General features: G+C 66.3%; 14 protein-coding genes. 3 read left to right on the top strand and 11 right to left on the bottom strand.

The window, feature by feature from the left end; genetic code table 11:
• Window positions 1-2: 2 nt before the first annotated feature.
• The 11 genes from DBV14_RS27960 to DBV14_RS27910 form a co-directional block, all read right to left on the bottom strand.
• Window positions 3-605 (bottom strand): glycerol-3-phosphate responsive antiterminator, encoded by a 603-nt coding sequence (locus DBV14_RS27960; protein ID WP_124464313.1) that lies wholly within the window; start codon window positions 603-605, stop codon window positions 3-5.
• Between the two features lie 10 nt (window positions 606-615).
• The gene (locus DBV14_RS27955; RefSeq protein ID WP_124464311.1) at window positions 616-2,166 is read right to left on the bottom strand and encodes an FAD-binding oxidoreductase; all 1,551 of its coding nucleotides are present in this window, start codon (window positions 2,164-2,166) and stop codon (window positions 616-618) included.
• Window positions 2,167-3,843 carry a glycerol-3-phosphate dehydrogenase/oxidase gene (locus tag DBV14_RS27950; protein ID WP_124464309.1) on the bottom strand — a complete coding sequence of 559 codons (1,677 nt, stop codon included), beginning with the start codon at window positions 3,841-3,843 and terminating at the stop codon, window positions 2,167-2,169.
• Window positions 3,840-5,387: an FGGY family carbohydrate kinase gene (locus DBV14_RS27945; RefSeq protein ID WP_124464307.1), complete on the bottom strand. Its 1,548-nt coding sequence runs from the start codon at window positions 5,385-5,387 to the stop codon at window positions 3,840-3,842. Before DBV14_RS27945 ends, DBV14_RS27950 begins: the two co-directional genes overlap by 4 nt.
• Window positions 5,387-6,844, bottom strand: a complete 1,458-nt coding sequence (locus tag DBV14_RS27940) for a nitrate/nitrite transporter (protein ID WP_124464305.1) — start codon at window positions 6,842-6,844, stop codon at window positions 5,387-5,389. Before DBV14_RS27940 ends, DBV14_RS27945 begins: the two co-directional genes overlap by 1 nt.
• Window positions 6,845-7,021: 177 nt before the next feature.
• The gene (locus tag DBV14_RS27935; RefSeq protein ID WP_124464303.1) at window positions 7,022-9,478 is read right to left on the bottom strand and encodes an FAD-dependent oxidoreductase; all 2,457 of its coding nucleotides are present in this window, start codon (window positions 9,476-9,478) and stop codon (window positions 7,022-7,024) included.
• Window positions 9,479-9,534: 56 nt separating this feature from the next.
• Window positions 9,535-10,401, bottom strand: coding sequence for a formyltetrahydrofolate deformylase (gene purU / locus DBV14_RS27930; RefSeq protein ID WP_124464301.1), 867 nt, complete (start codon window positions 10,399-10,401; stop codon window positions 9,535-9,537).
• Window positions 10,398-11,531 carry a 2-aminoethylphosphonate--pyruvate transaminase gene (locus DBV14_RS27925; RefSeq protein ID WP_124464299.1) on the bottom strand — a complete coding sequence of 378 codons (1,134 nt, stop codon included), beginning with the start codon at window positions 11,529-11,531 and terminating at the stop codon, window positions 10,398-10,400. The genes purU and DBV14_RS27925 overlap by 4 nt, the downstream gene beginning before the upstream one ends.
• Window positions 11,532-11,576: 45 nt before the next feature.
• On the bottom strand, window positions 11,577-13,286 hold the full coding sequence (locus DBV14_RS27920; protein WP_124464373.1) for a putative 2-aminoethylphosphonate ABC transporter permease subunit: 1,710 nt from the start codon (window positions 13,284-13,286) through the stop codon (window positions 11,577-11,579).
• A 23-nt stretch (window positions 13,287-13,309) separates the two neighbouring features.
• Window positions 13,310-14,449 carry a putative 2-aminoethylphosphonate ABC transporter ATP-binding protein gene (locus DBV14_RS27915; RefSeq protein ID WP_124464297.1) on the bottom strand — a complete coding sequence of 380 codons (1,140 nt, stop codon included), beginning with the start codon at window positions 14,447-14,449 and terminating at the stop codon, window positions 13,310-13,312.
• A gap of 76 nt (window positions 14,450-14,525) precedes the next feature.
• Window positions 14,526-15,566, bottom strand: coding sequence for a putative 2-aminoethylphosphonate ABC transporter substrate-binding protein (locus tag DBV14_RS27910; protein ID WP_124464295.1), 1,041 nt, complete (start codon window positions 15,564-15,566; stop codon window positions 14,526-14,528).
• Between the two features lie 155 nt (window positions 15,567-15,721).
• Between DBV14_RS27910 and DBV14_RS27905 the strand changes: the two genes are divergently transcribed.
• The 3 genes from DBV14_RS27905 to phnY form a co-directional block, all read left to right on the top strand.
• On the top strand, window positions 15,722-16,459 hold the full coding sequence (locus DBV14_RS27905; protein WP_124464293.1) for a phosphonate utilization associated transcriptional regulator: 738 nt from the start codon (window positions 15,722-15,724) through the stop codon (window positions 16,457-16,459).
• A 1-nt stretch (window position 16,460) separates the two neighbouring features.
• Complete coding sequence (gene phnA / locus DBV14_RS27900) at window positions 16,461-17,687, top strand: phosphonoacetate hydrolase (RefSeq protein WP_124464291.1); 1,227 nt, start codon at window positions 16,461-16,463, stop codon at window positions 17,685-17,687.
• Window positions 17,688-17,715: 28 nt separating this feature from the next.
• Window positions 17,716-18,933: phosphonoacetaldehyde dehydrogenase (gene phnY / locus DBV14_RS27895; protein ID WP_124464289.1), on the top strand; the 1,218-nt coding region annotated here is incomplete at its 3' end.

Raw genomic sequence — 18,933 nt, 5'->3', positions numbered from 1 at the left:
TGCTAGCGCGGGCGCAATTCGTCGAGGTTGAACGACTTCGTGTCGAGGCTCCACATGGCCGTGTCGCTGGTCGACACCGCCACCGCGCCCGCGGCCAGGGCGCTGCGCACGTCGTTCTCGGTAATGACGAAGCCCGAGGCCACGATGGGCGGCAGCGCATTGCGCTCCTTGACGGAAATGTGCGAGAGCATCGGCGCCGGCATCAGCTGGACCAGGTTGGGGTCGCTCTGCTCCAGCGCCTTCACGCTGCGCGGCCACGTGGAGCGGTCTGTCACGAACACCTTCTGCATCGTGAGCAGGCCGGCCCGGTTGGCGCGCTGGATGGTGGCCACGCGGGTGGACACCAGGCTGGTCGCGCCAATCTCGGCCAGGTATTCCACGCCGCCCTTGTCCGGCGAGATGCCTTCGCAGCTGTCGATGTTGACGATGGCGATCTTGTCGGCGCGGGTGATGGTCGCCACCACGGCGTGCAGCTTGCGCAGTTCCACGTTCGCCACGATGGCGATCTCGGTGGCACTGTCGATGAAGGCGTCGATCTGCTCCGCGCCGTAGAGCGTCGCGATGATCGGGTGCCGCGCAAGTCGCGCGCCTAGGGAGCGGTCCATTCGGTGAAACTCAGTCTTCGGTCTGGGGCAGCTTGTCGGTCAGGCCGAGCTTGCCCGGGTTCAAAATGTTTTTCGGATCGAGCGTGCGCTTGATCGCTTCCAGCACCGGGAAGGCGCTGCCCAGCGAATCGGCCATGTAGGGCGCACGCAGCAAGCCGACGCCATGGTGGTGGCTCAGCGCGGCATTGTGGCGCACCAGCACCGCGTTGGCCGCGTCCCAGGCCTGGCGATACCAGCGGCCCCGGTTTTCCACTTCCACTTCGCCGCGCAGCGAGAAGTACAGGCACGCGCCATCGACGTAGGCGTGCGACTGGTGGGCCGAGCCCGCCAGCGTGCCGGGCACGGCGTTGATGGCCGCGACCACCTCGTCGTAGATGGCGGGCAGGTCGCTCCAGCGGCCGGTCATTTCCAGCGTGTCGGCCACGAAGCCGGGGCTGCGCTTGAAGCCCTCGGCGCTCTTGCCGGTGAGGTAGCGGGTGTCGAGCCAGCGCTCGAAGATGACCGGGCCGTCGAGCTGGCGGCCCAGTTCCTTGCACACGCGTTCGCTGATGGTCAGCACGGCGTCCACCATTTCTGGCGCGCCTTCGTCGGCGATGAGCAGCACGTGCGTGTCTTCCAGGTTGAACTGCACGCGGCTTTCGAGCGCGTCGTACAGCCGCAGCGCCGCCGGGTTGGCACCGCGCTGCATGATCTCGCGGCAGGCTTCCAGGCCGATGGCGAAGCTGTCGAATCCGTAGGCAATGGCGCGGCCGTAGTCGGGCAGGCGGTGCAGCTTGAGCCGCACGCGCACGATCACGCCGAGCGTGCCTTCCGAACCGATGAGGAGCTGCTGCAGGTCGGAGCCCACCGCCGCGCGCGAGTAGCCGCCCACGGTCACCAGGCTGCCGTCGGCCAGCACCACGTCCATGCCGAACACCATGTCTTCGATTTTTCCGTAGCGGGTGGACAGCTGGCCCGCGCCGCGGCAGGCGACCCAGCCGCCGACCGTGCTGATGCCGAAGGACGAAGGCCAGTGGCCCATCGTCATGCCGTGCTCGCGCTGGATGGTTTCCTCGAACACGTCGCCGAACATGCCGGCCTCGACCTCGACGATCTGGCTGCCGGCGTCGAAGCCGATCATCTTGTTGAGCTCGCACACGTCCAGCACGATGCCGCCGCGCACCGGCAGGGCCGCGCCGGTCACGTTGCTGCGGCCCGCCGACACGGTGACGGGAATCGACGCCGAGTTCGCGATGCGCATGACGGCCTGGACCTGCTCGACGGTCGAGACCCGCACGATCACGGCCTGCGGGGTGGCGGGCTTGCCGCCGGTCTCCGAGACCATCGAGCCGGCCCACCAGTCGCGCGTCCATTCGACGACGCTGCCGGTGTCGGTGAGCACTTCGTCGGCTGCCTTGCGCAGCGCGTCGAGGTGCGGTGCCGCCACGGTGACGGGCGCGCGCTGCAGGCCGGGCGGGCCGTCGGTGGTGGTGATGGTCTTGGCGTAGGCCGGCGGCGTGTGGGCGCCTACGACGTAGTTGCGGCGGTTGTAGCCGCGTTGGATGGCGTCTTTACTGATCATTTACTTGACTCCCATAAGGATGGTTTTTTCATGCTCGATGGCGGCGCGGTAGCTCGCGACCTGCTGCGCCGTTTCCGAGGGGGACAGGCCGAGTTCGGCCTGGAGGATTTCGCCGACCCGCGCTGCCGCGCGGCCCGAGGCGTCGCGCGCCATGAGGCGTGCGCGGATGCGCCGCGACAACACATCGTCGACGGTGCGGGCGAGTTCGTGGCGCACCGCGTAGACGACTTCCGCCTCGCTGTACGGCAGGCCTTCGACGATGGGGCGCAGCAGGCCGGGGTCTTCCTGCAGGATGTCGCTGACGAAGCGCGCCTCGGTGCCGTAGCGCTCGCCCAGGTGGGCCGAGATGCCGCCCGAGGCCATGATGGCCTGCGCGTCGTAGCCCGCGGCGCCCAGCAAGAATGCGGACTTGGTCGTGCAGCCGTTGCGCCGGCCAATGACTTTCTGCGCCGCGTCGATGGTCTGCTCGGCCATGTGGCGCGAGGTCGTGAGCTTGCCGCCGACGATGGTCACCAGGCCGTCGGGCGCCACGCGGATCTCGTGGTTGCGCTTGATCTCCAGCGTCTTGCCGCCGGGCGGCGCCACCAGCGGCCGGCAGCCGGCGATGCTGCCCACCACGTCTTCCGCGCGCAGGTCGGTCTTGAGCGCGGAGCGCGCGCCGTCGAGCAGAAAGTCGAGCTCTTCGCGGGTGCAGCACACGTCGTCGAGGTTGCCCTCGTAGTCTTCGTCGGTGGTGCCCAGGTACGAGACGTTGCCCCAGCGCGTGATGGTGGCGCGCCGGTTGCGGCCCGGCACCGGAATGGTCACGGTGCAGTCGTTGCGGATCTTCAGCCACGGAATGGCCACGTGCACGCCCTTGGCGGGGCGGATGTTCAGCGTTTTTTCTTCGCTCTTCTTGCGGCCGTCCCAGTCGCGCAGCCACACGCCGGTGGCCATGATGACGACGCCGGCGCGCGCGCGGATCTCGCGGCCGTCGGCCTGCACCACCACGCCGTCGACCTTGCCGTGCCCGTCGCGCGTGATCTCGATGGCCTTCGCATGGTTGAGCACGGCGGCGCCATGGAACGCGGCGGTGCGCGCGATGTTCAGCGTGAGGCGCGCGTCGTCGACCCGCGCATCGAAGTACATGAAGCCGCCGGTCAGGTGCTCGTCCTTGAAGGTGGGGCAGTGCGACAGCACCTCGGCCTTGGTCAGCTTCTGGTGCAGGATGCCTTCGCGCCAGCCACCGGCGATGTCGTAGGTCCAGAGCAGGCTCTCGAAGGCCTTGGCCAGGCGCTTGTCGAACACGCCTTCGCGCTCCATCACCGGGAACAGGAAGGGCAGGCGCTGCACCAGGTGCCGGGCATTGCGGCGCAGGCGCTGGCGCTCCAGCAGCGAGTGGCGCACCAGGCCCAGGTTGCCCTGCTCGATGTAGCGCAGGCCGCCGTGGACCATCTTGGAAGACTTCGATGAGGTGCCGAAGGCGAAGTCGTCTTTCTCGACCAGCGCCACGCGGTAGCCGCGCAGGCTGGCATCGAGCGCCGCGTAGGCGCCGGTGACGCCGCCGCCGACGATCACGATGTCGAATGTCTCGTCGCCGAGCCGCGCCAGCAGGTCCTGCCGGTCGAGCCGCAGCGGTTCGGTGGTTGTCATCTCGGCCCGGTCCTTGCCGGATCGAAAGGATGGCAGACCCATCATCTTGGAAGCTCTCCTGGGGTTGTGTTCTTGAAATTGCGGGCGTGTTCGAGTTCCGACTTCACGCGGGCATGCCACAAAGTGCGGCGGGCCTTGCGTTCGCCGGTCTGGATGCCGGGCTCGAACACGGCGTCGGTGGCCAGCGTGGCGCGTGCCTCCTGCAGCGAGTTCCACAGCAGGCCCGACGAGCCCGCGAGAAAGGCGATGCCGCGCAGGCTGGCGCGGTCGGTTTCCTTCATGCGCCGCACCGGCATGCCGGTGAGGTCGGCCTGGATCTGCAGCAGCGCGGAGCTGCCCGAAAGGCCGCCGCCCACCACCAGCTCGGACACCTTGACGCCGGACACGTCTTCGTTCGACTGAATGCACGAGGCCACCGAATGCGCGATGCCTTCGAGGATGGCGCGGGCCACTTCGGCGCGCGTGGTCGCCATCGAGATGCCGGTGAGCGACGCGCGCGCGGCGGGCTCCATGGCGGGCACGCGAAAGCCGGTCAGCGCGGGAATGAAGGTCACGTCGCGCGACGAGGAGCTGGCGGTGGCGGCCATGGTGCTGATCTGCTCGGCGTTGTCGAACCACTGCAGCTTTTCGCAGACCCAGTTCAGCGCCGAGCCGGTGGTGGCCACATAGGTCTCGACCGCGAAATGCGACACGCCCTGCGCGCGCCGTGCGGTCATGGTGAGGGTGCCGTCGTGCAGGCCGGCATGCACAGGCAGCACCGGCCCGGTGATCACGTCGACGAAACTGCCCGTGCCGTGCACGCACATGGCCTGCTCGCGGTCGAGGCAGCCCAGGCCGATGGCGCCCGCATGCTGGTCGCCGGCGCAGGCGAGGATGGGCACGTCGATGCCGAGCAGGTCGGCACGGGTGCGGCCGAAGTCGTCCGCGTCCTCGCGCAATTCGGGCAGCAGCTCGCGCGGAAAGCCCAGCGCATCGATCCAGTCGAGCTGGTAGCGGTGGCCGCCCATGACGTAGGCGCTGGCCGACGTCACGTTGGTCGGCGTGGTCACGCAGGCGCGCTGGTCCGACAGGTGCCACAGCAGCCAGCTGTCGATGGTGCCGAAGGCGAGGCGGCGCTGTTCGAAGGCGCGGCCGACGGCTTCGGTTTCGCGCAGGTGGTGCGCGGCCCAGAGGTAGGGCGAGCGCACGCCGGCCGGTCGGCCCAGCTGCTGGACCAGCAGCTTGTCCCAGGTGGGGGCGAGCTTGTCGAGTTCATCGACGTAGCGGGTGTCTTGCCAGACCATGACCGGCACCAGCGCGCGGCCGGTGTGCGTGTCCCAGAGCACCGCCGAGCAGCGCTGCGTGGCAATGGCCAGCGCGGCGATGCGCAGCCGCGCCGCCTGTGCCTGCGCGATGCTGGCGCGGCAGACCGCCACCGTCTTCTCGAGGATCGCGTTGGCGTCTTGCTCGACCACGCCGGGGCGGGGCGTGTCGACTTGCAGCGGTGCGTATTCGAGGCACGAGACGTGGCCGTCGCGGCCGACCACGGCCGCGCGGGTTCCCGAGGTGCCCTCGTCGATGCAGAGGATCACATCCTGAGGTGTCGCCATCAGTTCACTTTCCCCGCGGCCGGCCGAAGCTCGGAAATGGCGGGCTTGTCGTTTTCGAATTGGGGTGCATCGGGTTCGTTGTCGGGGTTGATGGTGGTGCGTGTCGGGTCCCAGCGGATCACGAAGCAGATGACGCTTGCGATCAGCGGCACGACCGACAGGATGAGAAAGGTGTGTTCCAGCCCGTACTTCTCGCGGAACAGCGGAAAGACCAGCAGGCCCAGCGCCGCGCCGATGGAGCCCAGCGCGCCAATGATCCCGTTGGCGCCGGCGCGCAGCTCGCTGCGGAACGACAGCGACGACAGGCTCTTGCCGTTGGCGCCCGGACCGCCCGAGTGGAACAGGATGAACAGCGACGGCACGATCACCGCCAGCCACAGCGGCATGCGGCCATGGAACAGGCCCAGCGTGAGCAGCATCACGAACACCATCGCGAAACCGAAGGCCGAGGCGCGGCGCAGGCCCAGCTTGCGGCCGATCCACGGCGAGAGAAAGCCGCCGAAGATGCCGAAGATGTTGAAGGCGAGGGCGCCGATGGTGGCCTGCGCAAAGTCCTTGCCGAACAGCGTGGCGCTGATCAGCGGCAGGTACCAGCCCACCGCGAAATACTGGATCGACTGGCCGATCTGCACCGTGGCGGCAAGGATGGTGCGCGGCAGGTAGGCACCGCGAAAAATCAGCAGCACGTTGGCAGCGCCGCGGCGGGCCTGGTTGAGCACCGGCACGCGCTCGTGCTTGGGCGCGGCAACGAACAGTTGGGCGTAGATGCGGGTCATGGCCTGCGCGGCCTCGTCGAGCCGTTCCTTGCGGGCTAGCCACACGGGGCTTTCGACCAGCAGCGCGAGCTGCAGCACGAGGATGGTCACGCCGAAGACCGCAGTGGCCGCCACCGAGTAGCGCCAGATCGAATCACCCACGTTCCATGAGTAGAACAACAGCGCCAGCAGCAGGTTGGTGCACACGGCCGCGTACCACATGCCCTGCCAGGTATTGAGCCGGCTCTTGAGCTTGGCCGGCGTGAACTCGGCCAGCACCGCCATGGCAATGGCGAAGTCGATGCCGTAGGCCGCGCCCACGAAGAAGCGGCCGACCAGGATCATCTCGAAGCTGGGCGCGAACACCACCAGCACGGCGCCCACCACGGCCAGGAACTTGGCCAGGATGAGCGGGCGTATGCGGCCCCAGCGGTCGGCCATCCAGCCGCCGATGGGGTTGAAGGCAATGGCCACCCACGAGGCGAGCGACGTCATCAGCGCCACCTGTCCGGCGGACAGGTGCAGGTTGCGCGTCATGGGCCCGAGGCCCGCGCTCAGTGCGGAGTTGGAGAAGGCGTCGAGGAACAATCCGCCGAGTGCGAGCCACCAGATGGTGGCGGCCCGGCCGACGATGCCCTGGCGTGAATCCAGGTAGGCGATGACATCGTCGATGCCGCGGATCTTGATCGCGTTGGGTTGCACAGTTGTCTCCATTGGAATATTCCGCAAGAGGACGATGCAAACCATGCAGGCGCGACAAAGCCATCTTACAGATGGTCTTTAAATCTGAACCTGTGCGTAAATTCTAAGGGCGAACTTTTCGGCGGGTCAATCGAATGCCTGCAGTGTTAACCATTAGCCCACGATTCCGTGAGTCCGTCAGCCCGCAACGTCGAGCGCGGCTTTCACGAGCGACGGGTAGGGCGGGCGCGATTGCGCGGTGGCGGCAAAGCGCTGGCCGGCGATGTCGATCTCGTACGGCCCCTGCATCGCTTCGTCGCGCGTGAGCGGCTCGGCGCTGCGCACGTAGCCCATTGCCACCATCCGCCCGAGCACCGCGCTGTACGCCGTGGAAGTCAGTTCGCCGACGGCCTTGCCGTTGCGCAGGATGGGCTCGCCGCCCCAGGCGAAGGCCTGCGCGTCGTCGAGCAGGAACATCACCAGCCGCTTGGACAGGCGCTCCGGTGCGACTTTCGCGAGCGCGGCCTGGCCGATGAACGCGACCGGCTTGTCGAGCTGCACGGCAAATTCAAGGCCCGCTTCGAACGGGTTTTCGTCCGGCCCCAGTTCAAGGCCGAAGGCGCGGCGCCCGGCCTCGACGCGCAACGCATCGATGGTGTAGTAGCCGCCGTCGCGCAGGCCCAGGTCGGCGCCTGCTTCGAACAGCGTGTCGTACACGTGCACCGCCATTTCGGTCGGGATGTACAGCTCCCATCCGGGGCCGCCGACATACGAGACCTTGGCCGCGAGCGCGCGCGCATGGCCCACGTCGATCTCGGTCACCGCCGATTGCGGGAACGCTTCCTTGCGCAAGTCCTGCGGCGTCACGCGGGACAGCAGTTGCTGCGCCTTCGGGCCGGTCACCGTGAGCGTGCAGTAGCCCGAAGTCACGTCCGTCACCGTGACATGCTCGTGCGGATGAAGATGGCGCTTGATGTGCCCGATGTCGCGGTACGGCTGCGCCGAGCCGGTGATGATGAGAAAGCACTCGGCCTCGAGCCGCATCACCGTGAGATCGCTCTCGAAGCCGCCGCGCTCGTTGAGCAACGCGGTGTAGACCATGCTGCCGGGCCGTATCGCCACGTCGTTGGCGCACAGGCGTTGCAGCAGCAACTCGGCGTCGCGGCCCTGCACCATCAGCTTGCCGAACGAGGTCTGGTCGAAGACGACGACATCGCGCCGCACCGCCAGTTGTTCCTCGATGCAGGCATCGAGCCAGTCGGGCCGGCCGAAGCCATAGCGGGCTTCCGCTTTCTGCCCCGGCAAGGCGAACCAGCTCGCGCGCTCCCAGCCGAGCTTGCTGCCGAAGGCCGCGCCCTTGGCCTTCAGCTTGTCGTACAGCGGCGAGCGGCGCAGCGGCCGGCCGGATTCCAGTTCGTGGCGCGGCCAGCGCATGGCGTAGTGCAGGCCAAGCGCCTCCACCGTGCGGTCTTTCAGCCAGCGCTTGTTGCTGTTGAAGGGCGCGAAACGGCGGATGTCCACGTCGAGCAGGTCGGCCGGCGCGGCGCCGCCGACGATCCATTCGGCTATCAGCTTGCCCGCGCCGCCCGCGTTCGCGATGCCGGCCGAGTTGAAGCCGGCGGCCACGAAATAGCCGCGCACCTCGGGCGCCTCGCCAAGGATGAAGTTGCCGTCGGGCGTGAAGCTCTCGGGGCCGTTCAGGAACAGCTTGATCTCGGTGGTCTCCAGCGCGGGCGTGCGGTGCACCGCCTCGTCGAGCAGCACCTGGAACTGGTCCATGTCGTCCGGCAGCAGCTGGAACTCGAACTTCGGCGGAATGCCGTCCATGCCCCAGGGCTTGGCCACGGGCTCGAAACCGCCCATGACCAGCCCGCCGACTTCTTCCTTGTAGTAGATGTAGCCGTCGGGGTCGCGCAGCACCGGCAGGTCGCGGTGCACGCCTTCGATTTCCTTGGTGACCAGGTAGAAGTGCTCGGCCGAATGCAGCGGAATGTTGACGCCCGACATCTTGCCCAGCTCGCGCGCCCACTGGCCGGCGCAGTTGAGAAAGCTCTCGCAGCGCACCGTGCCCTGGTCGGTTTCCACGCCCACGATGCGGCCGTTCTCGATGAGCGTGCCGGTGATCTGCACGCCCTCGAAGATCTTCGCGCCGCGATTGCGCGCGCCCTTGGCCAGCGACTGCGTGAGGTCCGTCGGGTTGGCCTTGCCGTCGCCGGGCAGCCACACCGCGCCGACAAGGTCGTCGACGCGCATCAGCGGCCACAGCTCCCGTGCTTCGGCGGGCGTGATGAACTCCGCCTCGATGCCGAAGCTGCGGGCCGTGGCGATGGTGCGCTTGAGCAGCGTCATGCGCTCGGGCGTTCGCGCCACGGTGATGCTGCCGCACTGCTTCCAGCCGGTGGCAAGGCCCGTCTCGGCTTCGAGCGACGCATACAGGTCGATGCCGTAGCGGCTCATCTTCGTCATGCTGCGGTTCGCGCGCAGCTGGCCGACCAGGCCGGCCGCGTGCCAGGTGGTGCCGCAGGTGAGCTGGCCCTGTTCGAGCACGATCACGTCGGTGCAGCCCAGCTTTGTGAGGTGGTAGGCCGCGCTGCAGCCGGCGATGCCGCCACCCGCGATGACGACCTGTGCATGGGAGGGAAGTGGCGTCGCCATGGTGTGTGGTGGGGCTCGTTCGGTGGGTGGTGAATGGAAATGAGTGAGGGAGCGGGCTACTTGAAGACCACCGTCTTGTTGCGGTGGACCAGGATTCTGTCTTCCAGGTGCAGGCGCACGCTGCGCGAGAGCACGCTCTTTTCGATGTCCTTGCCCAGGCGCACCATTTCCTCGATGGAGTTGCCGTGGTCGATGTCGATCACGCCCTGGTCGATGATCGGCCCGGCGTCGAGCTCCGCCGTCACGTAGTGGCTGGTGGCGCCGGTCATCTTCACGCCGCGCTCGAAGGCCTGGTGATACGGCTTGCCGCCCACGAAGGCCGGCAGGAAGCTGTGGTGGATGTTGATGATGCGGTTGCGCAGGCGCTGCGTCATGCCGTCGGACAGCACCTGCATGTAGCGCGCGAGCACCATGAAGTCGCCGCTGAATTCACGGAACAAGCGCTCCACTTCGGCATAGGCCTGCTCCTTGGTGTCGGGCGTCACCGGCACATGGAAGAAGGGAATGCCGTGCCACTCGACGAAGGAGCGCAGGTCGTTGTGGTTGGAGATCACGCAGGGGATCTCGCAGTGCAGGTCCTTGTTGCGCCAGCGGTGCAGCAGGTCGTTCAGGCAATGGTCCAGCTTGCTCACCAGCACCAGCATGCGTTTCTTGACCGAGCTGTCGGACACGCTCCACTCCATGTCGAACTGCTTGCCAACGGGCGCGAAGCGTTCGCGCAGTTCGTCCAGGTAGAAGGGCAGCGTGTCGGCCTGGATTTCCACGCGCATGTAGAAGCGGTTGTGCAGCGCGTCGCCGTGCTGCGCGGCCTGGGTGATCAGGCCGCCATGGCTCGCGATGAAGCTGCCCACGGCCGCCACGATGCCCGTGCGGTCGGGGCAGGTCAGCGTGAGGATGTAGCGGCGCGGCGTGGCTTCGTTCATGCCGCGACGGGTGTGGCCGTGACCTGCCGGATGTTCATGGCTTTCAGCGTGTCGGCAATGGCCGCCACCGCCCCCGGAATGCCGGCTTCGCCGAAGTGCCCCATGCAGCCGACGCGGAAGGTCTCGACCTGCGTGAGCTTGCCGGGGTAGAGGATGTAGCCGCGCTTCTTGACCTCCTGGTAGAAGGTCTTGAAGTTGTAGTTGGCGTCGTCGGGCGCGTGGAAGGTGATGATGATCGGCGCCTGGATGGCCGGGTCGAGAAAGCTCCTGAAGCCCAGCGCGGCCAGCCCGTCGATCAGTGCCTTGCAGTTGCGCGCATAGCGCCCGCCGCGCGCCTTCAGGCCGCCTTCCTCGATGTATTGCGCAATGGCGGTGTCGAGCGCCGCGACCACGTGCGTGGGGGGCGTGAAGCGCCATTGCGTGGTCTTTTCCATGTACACCCACTGGTCGTACAGGTCCATGCTCAGCGAGTGGCAGTTGCCTTCGCATTTTTCGAGCGTGCTGCGCTTGATGACGACAAAGCCCATGCCCGGCACGCCTTCGAGGCACTTGCCCGATGCGGCGACGACGGCATCGAAGGGCGTCTTGCGTGCATCGATCTCGAGCGCGCCGAAGGAGCTCATCGCATCGATGATCAGGCCGCGTCCGTGCTTTGCAACCACCAGTGCGATCTCGTGCAGCGGGTTGAGCACGCCGGCGCCGGTTTCGCAGTGCACCACCGCCACGTGCGTGATGCCCGGGTCGGCGGCCAATGCGCGGTCGACATCGGCGGGCGACACCTGCTTTTCTTCGGTGTAGTCGATGGTGGTCAGCTTGCGGCCCAGCACCTTGCAGATCTTCGCCAGCCGCTGGCAGTAGGCGCCGTTGCTGGGCACCAGCACATGGCCGTTGCGCGGAACGACCGTGCCGATGGCCGCTTCCACCGAGAAGGTGCCGCTGCCCTGCAGCGGAACGCATTCGTGCGTGCCCGTGCCGTGCACGATGTTCAGCACTTCCTTGCGGATGCGCGCGGTGATCTGGTTGAAGTCGGCGTCCCACGATCCCCAGTCGCGCAGCATCGCGTTGCGTGTGCGGTCCGAAGTGGTCAGGGGGCCGGGCGTGAGCAGAATGGGGTAGGGCGTTTGACTCATGGTGTCTCCAGGCGGGGAAGGAAATGAGAGAGATGCGTTGTGTGTTCAGCCACGGCTCAGGTTGCGCCAGGCCTGCGTGCGCGACAGCAGCACGCGCGTCAGCAGCGAGTAGGCAATGCACACCAGCGTCGAGGTAACGACGATCAGGCTGGCCAGCGCCGAGGCCGGGCCGATGTCGCCGGCGTCGTCCAGGTGCATGATCGCGACCGAGGCGAGGATGGTCTCGGGCGTGTACAGGAAAATGGCGCACGACAGGCTGGCCATCGACACCACGAAGAAGTAGCGGCCAATGTCCAGGATGGCCGGCAGGCACACCGGCACCGTCACGCGCAGGAAGGTCTTGAAGAACGGCACCTTGAGCGAAGCCGACACGGCCTCGAACTCGTTGTCGATCTGCTTGAGCGCGGTAATGGCCGTGAGATGGCTCGACGTGTAGTAGTGCACCACCATCGAGATGATCAGTATCGCCATCGTCTGGTAGAGAAAATTCAGCGGGTTGGCCGGATGGTTGAAGAACATCACGTAGCCCAGCCCGAGCACCAGGCCCGGCACCGCCATCGACAGCACCGCCATCAAATGCATGCCCTTGCGCATCAGGCCCAGGTTGCGCGTCTTCTCGATCAGGTAGGCGCCCACGAACACGATGAGCGAACCGGCCACGGCCGTGGCCATGGCAACGACCAGGCTGTTGCCATACGCCGCGGCCATGTCGCTTTCGACCAGCACGAAGTGGTAGTGCTTGAGCGTGAGCGACAGGTCGTACGGCCACAGCGAGATCACCGAGGTGTAGATCGCCATGCCGATGGTGGCCAGCAGCAGGCCGCACACCAGCGTGCAGAACAGCACCAGCAGCGCATCGGCGAGCTTGCGGCGCTTGGGGCTGTAGGGCACCGAGCGGGCTGTGAGTTGCGCCTTCAGCTTGCGCCGAACCACGTAGTCGATCACGAAGGAAATGATCGACGGAATCAGCAGCAGCATGCCCACCACCGCGCCGATGGAAAAATTGTGCTGCCCCACCACCTGCTTGAACACGTCGACCGACAGCACGTTGAAGTTGCCGCCGATGACCTTGGGCGCGCCGAAGTCGCTCACCACGTAGGTGAACACCACGGTGGCCGCGCTGATGAGCCCGTACTTGCACGAGGGCAGCGTGATGGTCATGAACTGGCGGAACGGCCGCGTGCGCAGCGCCGTGGCCGCCTCGTACAGCCGGCCATCGGCCAGCGACAGCGCGGTGACCAAAATCATCAGCGCATGCGGAAAGGTGTTGTAGACCTCGGCCAGGATGATCCCCGGCGCGCCGTAGATCGACATGCCGCCCAGCAGGAACTTCAGCGCGCCCTGGTTGCCGAACCACTGCACGAACGAAATGGCCGAGAGCAGCGAAGGCGCCAGCAGCGGAATCAGCGCGATCAGCCGAAACACCGCCTTCAGCGGCGCCGGCATGCAGCTGCGCGTGAGCGCGTAGGCAAACACGAAGGCCGTGGGCACCGAGATCATCACCACCGCCGCCGACACCCACACCGAGTTCCACGCCGCGCGCAGCAGGCTCGGCGTCTGGAAGTAGGTGATGAAGTGGGCCAGGCCGACGAAGCGGCCTTCCTTGTCCTGCACCGCGTGCGCCAGGATGGTCAGCAGCGGTGCGATGAGAAACACGAACAGCATCGCCATCACCACCAGCAGGATGGCGCGGGCAATGGTTTCGTCGCGGCTCCAGTTCATGGCTGGCCGCTTGGCGAACGACGGCGCCTTCATGGCGGAAGGGTGGGCCAGCGTGTTCATGGCTTGGGCGTGCGGGCGGCTGAAAAGGCGCGGATGCGGTTGGCGCGCAGCGCGATGTCGATGGTGTTGCCTTCGCGGATGTCCAGGTCGTGCAGCTGGTTGAGCGAGAAGTGCAGGCCCAGCGTTTGCCCGTGCAACGCATCGGCCGTCACTTCGGCAATGCACAGGCCGCCGAGAAACTCGACCTTGGTCACCAGCGCCTGCAGCCGGTTGGCCGTGTCGTCGCCCAGGTGCTCGACCGCGCGGTCTTCGGGCCGCAGGTAGAGGTTGACGGCTTCGCCGGGCTCGAAGGCGCCGTCGCAGGCGTCGCACTGCAGTTCCATGTCGCCGACCTGGAAGCGGTGGTTGCCCAGCGCCACCGAGCGCAGCACGTTGACCTTGCCCACGAAGTCGGCCACGAAGGGCGTGGCCGGCTGTTCATAGACTTCCATCGGCGTGCCGACCTGCTCGATCACGCCGTGGTTCATGACCACGATGCGGTCGGCCATCGACAGCGCTTCTTCCTGGTCGTGCGTGACCATGATGGTGGTGATGCCGACCTGCTTCTGCAGCCGGCGGATTTCACCGCGCAGGCGAATGCGCTCCAGCGCATCGAGCGCCGACAGCGGCTCGTCGAGCAGCAGCAGGCCGGGCCGCGTGGCAAGGGCGCGGGCGAGGGCCACGCGCTGCTGCTGGCCGCCCGAGAGCTGGCTGGGGTACTTGTTGCCCGAGGTCGGCAGGCCGACGAGCTTCAGCAGCTCTTCGACACGCGCCTTGATCTCGCCGCGCCTGGCGCGGCTGTTGACCAGCCCGTAGCCGATGTTCTCGGCAATCGACAGGTTGGGAAAGAGCGCATACGACTGGAACACGATGCCGTAGTCGCGCTTGTCGGGCGACAGCCACGACACGTCCTTGCCGTTCTGCAATATCTGCCCGGAGGTCTGCGTTTCCAGCCCCGCGATGATGCGCAGCAGCGTGGTCTTGCCGCAGCCCGAGGGGCCGAGAAAGCACAGCATCTCGCCCGGGTTCACGCGCAGGTGAACGTCGCGCAGCGCACTGAAAGACTCGAAGTCTTTCCGTATCCCGATGACTTCCAATGCAGCGGGGGCAAGTTGTCGTTGCTGTTCGGCAATGAACCTGGTGGCGGTCATATCCATTTTTCGCACTCATCGTTGGCGGAGCACTGCCACTGCGGCGGCGCCCGCGGATTGAAAGTCGGGAACGCCGTGAGGCTTATTTCGGTTCGGCCTTGCCTTCGTAGCGCTTGCTCCACTCGGCCAGGATGCGTTCGCGATTTTTCGCGGCCCAGTTCAGGTCGTTCTTGGCGAGCAGCTTTTCGTAGTTGTCCGGAATGCCTTCGAGCTTCGATGCCACGCCGGGGTAGGCCACCACCGCCCACCAGGTGGAGGTGATCTGGTTGGCCTCCTTGCTGGCCATCCAGTCGGCGAAGCGCTTGGCCTGGTCCAGCTTCTTGCTCGTCTTCATGACACTGGTGGCCTCGATGTCCCAGCCCAGGCCTTCCTTCGGAAAGATCAGGTCGACCGGCGCGCCCGACTTCTTGACCTGGTGCGCGCGGAACTCGAACGAGATGCCGATGGGGAACTCGCCCGCGCCCGCCTGCTTGCAGGGCTTGGAACCGGAGTGCACGTACTGGGCGACGTTCTGGTGCAGCGCGTCCATGTACTTCCAGCCTTCGGCGTCGCCCATGTTCTGCAGCCACGACGACACGTCGAGGTAGCCCGTGCCGCTGGAGGCCGGGTGGGGCATGGTGATGGTGCCCTTGTAGATCGGCTTGGTCAGGTCCTGCCAGCTTTCCGGCTTGGGCAGGCCCAGCTTCTTCGCCTCGACGCGGTTGAAGCAGATGGTGGCGGCCCACACGTCCATGCCCACCCAGGCCGGCGGGCGCGCGGCATCGGAATAGGCCGGGTTCAGCTCCTTGAAGCCCTTGGGCTCGTAGGGCAGCAGCATGCCTTCCTGCTGCAGCAGCGCCAGGCTGCTGGCGGCCAGGCCGGCCACCACGTCGGCCTGCGGGTTGGCTTTTTCGGCCAGCAGCTTGGCGGTGACGATGCCGGTGGAGTCGCGCACCCACTTCACCTCGATGTCGGGGTTGGCTTTTTCGAAGCTGTCCTTGTAGAGCTTCATGGCGTCGGTCTCGAGCGCCGTGTAGACCAGGAGCGAGGTCTTTTGCGCCCATGCGGCGCCGCTGGCCGCAAGGCCCAGCGCCGCTGCACACAGAACCGCCGTGAGACGGCGCGTGCTTTGTTTCATCGTCATCTTTTTCTCCTGAAGTGGCTTGCTGTCACGGGTGAGTGAATGGCGTGCTCCGGCAGTGGCGTGCCAAGGTCCGGTGAAGGCAATGTAGATTGATGACTGAAGACTGTCAATAAAAAATTGTTGACAGTTTTCAATTCCTCGGGAAAATACGCCCCATGGTCACCAGCAATCACTCCGCCGCCCTCGCGTTCCTTCAATCCAGCTCTTTGCCGATGCTGATGCAGGAAGAAATCGAGCGTTTGATCATGACGGGCGAGCTCCCCGTGGGCAGCCGCATCAACGAGAGCGAGCTGTCGCAGCGCTTCAATACCAGCCGTGGCCCGATCCGCGAGGCGCTGCGCGCGCTGGAAGAAGCGGGCCTGGTGCGCAACGAAAAGAACCGGGGCGTGTTCGTGCGGGAGATCGCATTCGAAGAGGCCGACGAGATCTACGAACTGCGCGAGGCACTGGAAGAAATCATCGGCCGGCGCGTGGCGCTGGCCATCAAGCCCGACGCGGTCGAGCGCCTGCGCGCCATGCTCGACGCCATGCGCTCGGCAGCCCAGGCGCAAGACGTGGAGCAGTACGCGCAGCTCAACCTGCAGTTCCACGAGATCCTGCTCGACACCGCCGGCAGCAAGAAGCTGACCGAAACCTACAAGCGCCTCGTCAAGGAGCTGCACCTTTTCAGGATGCGCGCGCTCGACAGCGGCGGCGGCCTGCGCGTGTCGGCGGACGAACACCGCGACATCGTCGAAGCCATTGCCAGCGGCAACCCCGACATCGCGGGGCGCGCGCTGCGCGAGCACGTCGCGGGCAGCCGCGCACGCATGCACAAGGCCTTCGGCCGCACCGACGCCAATGCCAACGCGGCGGCCACCACATCGAACAACCCACCCCAAAAGGAAGTCTGAAATGACACCGGAGACACTCGAAGTCAATGCCAGGAGCTATCGCTGGATGGCGCGCCCCGTCGTGGTCGTTTGCGTCGACGGCTGTGAGCCCGCGTATCTCGATGCGGCCGTGGAGGCCGGCGTGGCGCCGTACCTGGGCCGCATCATGAAGTCGGGTGCGAGCCTGCTGGCCGATTGCGTCGTGCCCTCGTTCACCAACCCGAACAACCTGTCCATCGTGACCGGTGCGCCACCTGCCGTGCACGGCATCTGCGGCAACTACTTCTTCGACCGCGAGCTGGGCCAGGAAGTGATGATGAACGACCCCAAGTACCTGCGCGCCGGCACCGTGCTGGCCGCATTCGCCGATGCGGGCGCCAAGGTGGCCGTGGTCACCGCCAAGGACAAGCTGCGCAAGCTGCTGGGCCATCGCATGAAGGGCATCTGCTTCTCGTCGGAGAAGTCCGACCAGGTGACGATGGAAGAGAACGGCATCGACAACGTGCTCGACATGGTCGGCATGCCCGTGCCTTCGGTGTACAGCGCCGAGTTGTCGGAGTTCGTGTTCGCCTCGGGCGTGAAGCTGATGGAGTCGCGCCGGCCCGACCTGATGTACCTGTCGACCACCGACTACGTGCAGCACAAGGCCGCGCCCGGCAGCCCCGCCGCCAATGCCTTCTACGCAATGATGGACGGCTATCTTGCGCAACTCGATGCGCTGGGTGCCACCATCGTCATCACCGCGGACCACGGCATGAACGACAAGCATGGCGCGGATGGCTCGCCGAACGTCATCTACCTGCAGGACGTGCTCGATGGCTGGTACGGCGCCGAAAAGGCGAGGGTGATCCTGCCGATCACCGACCCGTACGTAGTGCACCACGGCGCGCTGGGCTCGTTTGCCACCGTGTACGCACCCGACGACGCCAGCGTGCCCGGCTGGATCGAACGCATCAAGCAGGTGCCGGGCATGGAGCTGGTGCTCACGCGCGCCGAAGCAGCCAAGCGCTTCGAACTGCCGCCCGACCGCATCGGCGACATCGTGGTCGTGAGCGAGCGCAACACCGTCATCGGAACCTCGGCCAGCCGCCACGACCTGTCGGCGCTGGAGGTTCCGCTGCGCTCGCACGGCGGTGTGTCGGAGCAGCGCGTGCCGCTGATCTGCAACCGGCCCGTCACCGGCATCGCCAGCACGCGCAGGCTGCGCAACTTCGATGCGCTCGACATCGCGCTGAACCACGCCCAGTAAAAAAACCGTCGCCCGGAGCAAGCACCCCATGAGCCAAGCCACTCTGAAGCCAGGCATCGTTCACCGCGAAGCGCTTCGCATCGCCGGAGAAAAGGTCCACCGCGACCGCACCATCGAAGTCACCTACCCCTACACCGGCGAAGTGATCGCCACCGTGCCCAAGGCCACGCTGGACGACGTGCGCAATGCGCTGCGCATTGCCCGCGACTACAAGTCCACGCTCACGCGCTACGAGCGCTACAAGATCCTCATGCGCGCCGGCGAGATCATCGCCTCGCGCCTGGACGAGATCTCGCGCACCATCACGCTCGAGTCGGGCCTCTCGCGCAAGGACTCGCTGTACGAAGTGGGCCGCGCCTCCGACGTGCTGCTGTTCGCCGCCAACCAGGCGCTGGTGGACGACGGCCAGGTGTTCTCGTGCGACCTCACGCACCATGGCAAGAGCCGCAAGGTCTACACGATGCGCGAGCCGCTGCTGGGCGCCATCACCGCCATCACGCCGTTCAACCACCCGCTGAACCAGGTGATCCACAAGGTGGCGCCGGCCATTGCGACCAACAACCGCATCGTGCTCAAGCCCAGCGAGAAGACGCCGCTCACCGCGTTCCTGCTGGCCGACATCCTGTACGAAGCGGGCCTGCCGCCGCAGATGCTGTCGGTGCTCACGGGTGATCCGAGCGAGATCGCCGACGAACTGCTCACGAATGCCGACGTCGATCTGGTCACCTTCACCGGTGGCGTGCCCATCGGCAAGTACATCTCGGGCAAGGCGGTCTACAAGCGCCAGATCCTGGAGCTGGGCGGCAACGACCCGATCATCGTGATGGAAGACGCGGACATCGAGGAGGCCGCCACGCTAGCAGCAGGCGGCTCGTACAAGAACTCGGGCCAGCGGTGCACAGCAGTCAAGCGCATGCTGGTGCACGAGTCGGTGGCCGACCGGTTCGTCGAGCTGCTGGTGGCCAAGACGAAGGCGCTGAAGTACGGCGACCCGATGGACCCCGACACCGACATGGGCACGGTCATCGATGAAGCTGCTGCAAAGCAGTTCGAGGCGGTGGTCAACGAAGCCATCGCGGCGGGCGCCAAGCTGCTGTACGGCAACGAGCGCCGTGGCGCGCTGTATTCGCCCACGGTGCTCGACCACGTCGACCCGGAGATGACGGTGGCAAAGCACGAGACCTTCGGTCCGGTGTCGCCGGTGATCCGCTTCAGGAACATCGATGAAGCCATCCGCATTTCCAAC

This window comes from Variovorax sp. KBW07, from assembly GCF_003852515.1.
Lineage (GTDB): Bacteria > Pseudomonadota > Gammaproteobacteria > Burkholderiales > Burkholderiaceae_C > Variovorax.
Note: the sequence above shows the minus strand (reverse complement) of the source record. Positions and strands in the feature narration are given on the sequence as shown.

What these genes read in the sequence shown, in the direction of transcription:
- DBV14_RS27960 (WP_124464313.1), bottom strand. Translation starts at nt 605, where the DNA reads ATGGACCGCTCCCTAGGCGCGCGACTTGCGCGGCACCCGATCATCGCG.
- DBV14_RS27955 (WP_124464311.1), bottom strand. Translation starts at nt 2,166, where the DNA reads ATGATCAGTAAAGACGCCATCCAACGCGGCTACAACCGCCGCAACTAC.
- DBV14_RS27950 (WP_124464309.1), bottom strand. Translation starts at nt 3,843, where the DNA reads ATGATGGGTCTGCCATCCTTTCGATCCGGCAAGGACCGGGCCGAGATG.
- DBV14_RS27945 (WP_124464307.1), bottom strand. Translation starts at nt 5,387, where the DNA reads ATGGCGACACCTCAGGATGTGATCCTCTGCATCGACGAGGGCACCTCG.
- DBV14_RS27935 (WP_124464303.1), bottom strand. Translation starts at nt 9,478, where the DNA reads ATGGCGACGCCACTTCCCTCCCATGCACAGGTCGTCATCGCGGGTGGC.
- purU (WP_124464301.1), bottom strand. Translation starts at nt 10,401, where the DNA reads ATGAACGAAGCCACGCCGCGCCGCTACATCCTCACGCTGACCTGCCCC.
- DBV14_RS27925 (WP_124464299.1), bottom strand. Translation starts at nt 11,531, where the DNA reads ATGAGTCAAACGCCCTACCCCATTCTGCTCACGCCCGGCCCCCTGACC.
- DBV14_RS27920 (WP_124464373.1), bottom strand. Translation starts at nt 13,286, where the DNA reads ATGAAGGCGCCGTCGTTCGCCAAGCGGCCAGCCATGAACTGGAGCCGC.
- DBV14_RS27915 (WP_124464297.1), bottom strand. Translation starts at nt 14,449, where the DNA reads ATGGATATGACCGCCACCAGGTTCATTGCCGAACAGCAACGACAACTT.
- DBV14_RS27910 (WP_124464295.1), bottom strand. Translation starts at nt 15,566, where the DNA reads ATGACGATGAAACAAAGCACGCGCCGTCTCACGGCGGTTCTGTGTGCA.
- DBV14_RS27905 (WP_124464293.1), top strand. Translation starts at nt 15,722, where the DNA reads ATGGTCACCAGCAATCACTCCGCCGCCCTCGCGTTCCTTCAATCCAGC.
- phnA (WP_124464291.1), top strand. Translation starts at nt 16,461, where the DNA reads ATGACACCGGAGACACTCGAAGTCAATGCCAGGAGCTATCGCTGGATG.